This window comes from Synechococcus sp. R3-13 (assembly GCF_047462195.1).
GTDB lineage: Bacteria > Cyanobacteriota > Cyanobacteriia > Thermostichales > Thermostichaceae > Thermostichus.
This window is the reverse complement of the sequence record NZ_JANSIO010000004.1, coordinates 1-4,330: the sequence shown is the minus strand read 5'-3', so window position 1 is coordinate 4,330 and position 4,330 is coordinate 1. Positions and strand designations below refer to the sequence as shown.

4 protein-coding genes are annotated in these 4,330 nt (G+C 58.1%); 3 read left to right on the top strand and 1 reads right to left on the bottom strand.

The genetic code is table 11. The annotated features are described in order from the left end of the window. Positions 1–179 precede the first annotated feature (179 nt). Both NW856_RS00060 and NW856_RS00055 read left to right on the top strand, forming a co-directional pair. Positions 180–626, top strand: a complete 447-nt coding sequence (locus NW856_RS00060; RefSeq protein ID WP_011433855.1) for a Fur family transcriptional regulator — start codon at positions 180–182, stop codon at positions 624–626. A gap of 202 nt (positions 627–828) precedes the next feature. Then, on the top strand, positions 829–3,270 hold the full coding sequence (locus tag NW856_RS00055; protein ID WP_414398412.1) for a M48 family metalloprotease: 2,442 nt from the start codon (positions 829–831) through the stop codon (positions 3,268–3,270). A 50-nt stretch (positions 3,271–3,320) separates the two neighbouring features. Here NW856_RS00055 and NW856_RS00050 read toward each other — a convergent pair whose 3' ends face one another. After that, on the bottom strand, positions 3,321–3,764 hold the full coding sequence (locus NW856_RS00050; RefSeq protein WP_414398411.1) for a phosphomannose isomerase type II C-terminal cupin domain: 444 nt from the start codon (positions 3,762–3,764) through the stop codon (positions 3,321–3,323). Positions 3,765–3,961: 197 nt separating this feature from the next. On the opposite strand from NW856_RS00050, the gene NW856_RS00045 reads away from it, so the two are divergent. Then, a partial coding sequence (locus tag NW856_RS00045) for a 2Fe-2S iron-sulfur cluster-binding protein (protein ID WP_414398414.1) occupies positions 3,962–4,330 on the top strand: 369 nt, incomplete at its 3' end.

Here is a 4,330-nt window from a genome sequence, read left to right as displayed (position 1 = left end):
CTGCGAAGCAGTCAGGGTCGGGTAGTTTACTTGCGTCCCTGTTCTATTGGGCCTGAACTGAGCCTGAACGATGTCTTCAGCAACCAAGTCGGGTGGTGTCGTCATAAATGAAGTTATTATCAATTACAGAACTTATTGACTGTTACGGCGACGTTGCCCAACAGCGGAGGGGCGGCATCATGGTCTACACCGAAGAGGCGTTCAAGGCAGAGCTCAATGCCAAAGGCTGGCGAGCCACTCGGCAGCGGGAGATCATCCTGCAAACGTTTCAAAACTTGCCTGAGGGCACGCATCTGAGCGCGGAGGAGTTGCACAAAAAGTTGCGGGAAGAAGGCCACAACATTAGCCTTTCCACCATTTACCGCACCGTCAAGCTGATGTCCCGCATGGGCATTTTGCGAGAACTGGAACTGACCGAAGGGCACAAACATTACGAGATCAACCAGCCGGCCCCCCACCACCACCACCATCTGGTGTGCGTCAAGACCAACAAGGTGATCGAGTTCAAAAACAACGCCATTCTTAACATCACCCAGAAGGTGGCAGAAAAGTACGGTTTCAAAGTGTTGGATTGCCAGCTCACCATTATTGGTATCAGCCCAGAAGGGCAGCGCTCGATTTTATAGCCAAAAATTCCCAAAGCTCAGGTTCTCATGCTTTCCCAGAAGGGGAACTGTACTGGGCTGGTAGGAGGATGGGGATCCCGTCAACGGGAGGAAATGCCAGAATAGCTCCCGTGAGGCCAATCGGCAGTCGGCAACCGAGGCAACAGTTGAATGGTTGATGAATAGTTGATCTTCTTCACCCCACTAGATCCGGGAGAGGGCCATGAACGAACAGGAAGTGGTGCAGTGGCTGGAGCAGGCGCTGGCCAATCCCCGCCTTAGGTTACAGGCCAAAGCCCAACCGCTCCAGGAGACTCCCAAGGCTTATGCCCTTGTCATTATGATCAACCGCCCTGCCGGCCTTGCTCTCAACTATGAGGAGTTGACGGCCTGGTTCCAGAAGGCGATTCCCACTCGCTACCCCCAAGTCAAACGGTTGGCCCTCTACAGCCGCCCCATGGGCCAGCAGGCTGCCGACTGGAAAACTCAGGTGAGGCTGGATCCGGAGCCGGCGACAGACAAGGTGGATCCCGGTCGTGTTAGCAGTGCAGAGCACTTTACCGCTACGCGACCCTCTCGCGAACCCGTCAGTGGGACGGAGTCCCCGGAGAGTCCGGATCTAAGCCGCTACTGCTTTGTCAGCGATCGCCAGTTGCTTACTGCCGACCTTCCTCAGCCGCCTGGTTTGCTCCGCCAGGCGGTTTTGGGTTTTCACAGCCTCACTTCTGGGCAAAAACAGGAGGTTCTGCCCCTCTTGCCCACCTTGTTTCGCAATCCCAGCGCCGTCTCGACGGTGATGCTGTCGGTGGAAGCGGCCCTGTGGCTGGAGCCTCTGAAAAGCCTGAATCCCCACGAGCTGCGTCTACTGAGCGTTTGGCTGAGCCGCTATTGCTTCAACCCCAGCCGCACCCTAGCGGAATTGGATCCCGCCACCTCAGGTCTCAAAACCGGACAAACCAAGCGCAGCTACCGCGCCCCTCAGGTGGGGGTTTCGCTAATGTTGGCCAGCTTTGCCGGCAACCTGACAATGGCCGCAGGCGTGACTCTGAGCCTGTTGTTTGGCATGGTGTTTGTGCTTTTCCTGGCCATCTTGGGCGTCTCAGAGGGGGGATTTTCCTTGGGCTTTTTCATCCTTGCCGTTCTGCTCACCCTCGCCTTCAACGCTTTGATTTTCTTCTTGTCTCCCTGGCTGATGGACTGGATCCAGCACAGCCTCTATGGCACCGAGTGGGTGAGCTTGGCGGAAATCGGGCGTCGCAGCCCAGAGAGTGCGGAGGTCATTGAACGGGTCTGCCGACAGTACAAGCTGAAGCAGCCGAAGCTGGGGCTGATCCGCGACCAAAACCCCACCGCCTTCACCTATGGCAGCCTGCCGGACACGGCCCGCATTGTTGTCAGCGAAGGATTGTTCACCTACTTGGAAGATGAAGAGGTGGCTACGGTCTATGCCCACGAGCTGGGGCATGTGATCCACTGGGATTTCGCCGTCATGACCCTGGCTTCCACGTTGGTGCAGATTCTCTACCTTCTTTACGTCTACATGCGGGATGCGCGCGACAACGGCAAAAGGGGCAGCCTCCGCTCCCTGGCCTTGGTCGCCTACTTTTTCTATGTGGCCGGCTCCTACTTGTTGCTGTATCTGTCGCGGGTGCGGGAGTACTTTGCCGACCACTTTGCTGCCGAAACCACCGGCAACCCCAATGGGCTCTCGCGGGCTTTGGTGAAAATTGCCTACGGCATTGTGCAAGAGGGAGAGCGGGAGCGGGATGAGGAAACCCGACAGCGCAGTGCTCGCCTGCTGGAAGGAACGCGGGCTTTGGGGATCTACGATGCCAAGGCGGCTGTTACGGCGGGGACGGCCTACCGGGTGGCGGCGGATCCCGGCCAGGTGGGCAGGGTATTTTTGTGGGATCTGTTTAACCCTTGGGCCTGGTGGATGGAGCTGAACTCCACCCATCCCCTCACGGGCAAACGGGTGCGGGCGCTGGGCACCTATGCGGAGCAACTGGATCTGCCGGTGGAGTTCGATATGGCCAGCGTGGTAGCCCAGGGCAAGCAGCTCAACCGGCAGCAGCTCTACGGGAACTTCCTCCTGGATGTGCTGCTGTTGAACGCCGAGTGGCTGGGGGCGATTGTGGGGGCGCTGCTCGGGATCCCGGCTTTGCGGATGGGCTTCTATGACATCCTTGCCGGGCTGACCCTGATGGGGGTGGGCTTGGGCCTGCTGCTGAAGATGACGGTGATGTACCCCAGTCTGGAAAACCCGCCAGCGTTGACCGTGTTGAAGGCCATGAGCAATCCCTACGCCAGCCCCTTGCGCGGGTTGCCGATGCAGTTGGAGGGGCGGGTGATTGGGCGAGGGGATCCGGGCTATCGCTTTGGCTCCGATCTCAAGTTCCAGGATAAGACCGGCATGATCTTCCTACGCTATGCTTCCCGCTTTGGGCCGCTGGGCAACTTCCTGTTTGGAGCGCGCCAGGCAGGGGGGTTGATCGGCCAAGAGGGATCCGCAGTGGGGTGGTTCCGACGGGGGGTGGCCCCTTACCTGGATCTGGCCCGCTTCCAAACCCGCCATGGCCAACTACTCACCAGCTACCATCCCTTCTGGCAGGCTATGTGGGCTGTGCTGTTGTTGGTGGTTGCCCTGCTGGTGATGCTGTTCTAGAGGAGCGCGATCCTCAGTAGCCAAAAGCTCGCCTAGGCCATTGGGATTGGCTACTTTTGCCCACCGTTAACCCGGGCGTAGTCGTCGCTGAAGCGGACAATGTCGTCTTCGCCCAAGTACTGGCCGTTTTGCACCTCAATAATCACCAGAGGGATGACGCCAGGGTTCTCCAGGCGATGCTTGGTGCAAGGGGGCACGTAGGTGGATTGGTTGGCCGTAATGAGCTTTTCTTCATCTCCGCAGGTGACCTTGGCGGTGCCGGCAACGACGATCCAGTGTTCGCTGCGATGGTAGTGCAACTGCAGGCTAAGGCGATGCTTGGGCAAAACCACGATCCGCTTGATTTTGTAGCCAGGGCCCTCTTCCAGCACTGTAAAGCTCCCCCAAGGCCGACTTTCAGCATTGCTCTCGATCAGCTTGTTGAGGGTTTCGGCAGAGAGGGAAGACGATGGTTTTTCCAGTGAGGCCAGATTGGCATTGGGGGTTTCCAGCATGGGATGCTCTCCTTGGGAGCCCTACCTTTAGCTTATCTCAACAACCAACTCGGGGTCTGTTTGTTTATCTTTAGACCCACCAACAGATCGGCTTCAGCTCCTGGGGATCCCCAGCCGGTTCAGGTTTGGTGGGGTAGTGGTTAAAATCCTGTGGAATCATGAAAAAGATTTCTGCTCTGCAAAAAGGCCACTTCCCCATGCGTTCTTCCTCTTCTGTCCCTTCTTACCCGGTTCACATCCATGACCGCCAACGGGACACTCACTATCTAATCCAGGTGCCGGCGGATCAATACATTTTGGCCAGCGCCGAGGCCCAAGGGATCCAACTGCCCTTTGCCTGTCGCAATGGCGCCTGTACCACCTGTGCGGTGCGGGTACGGCGGGGATCCCTGTACCAGCCGGAAGCCATGGGCATTTCGCGGGAGTTGAAGGAGCAGGGGTATGGGCTGCTGTGCGTGGGCTATGCCCGCTCGGAGCTGTGGGTAGAAACCCAAGATGAAGATGAGGTGTACGAGCTGCAATTTGGGCGCTACTTCGGCCAGGGGCAGGTCAGGCCAGGGATCCCC

Excerpts from the sequence above, each read along its gene's own strand:
- NW856_RS00060 (WP_011433855.1), top strand. The coding sequence starts at position 180 with ATGGTCTACACCGAAGAGGCGTTCAAGGCAGAGCTCAATGCCAAAGGC.
- NW856_RS00050 (WP_414398411.1), bottom strand. The coding sequence starts at position 3,764 with ATGCTGGAAACCCCCAATGCCAATCTGGCCTCACTGGAAAAACCATCG.
- NW856_RS00055 (WP_414398412.1), top strand. The coding sequence starts at position 829 with ATGAACGAACAGGAAGTGGTGCAGTGGCTGGAGCAGGCGCTGGCCAAT.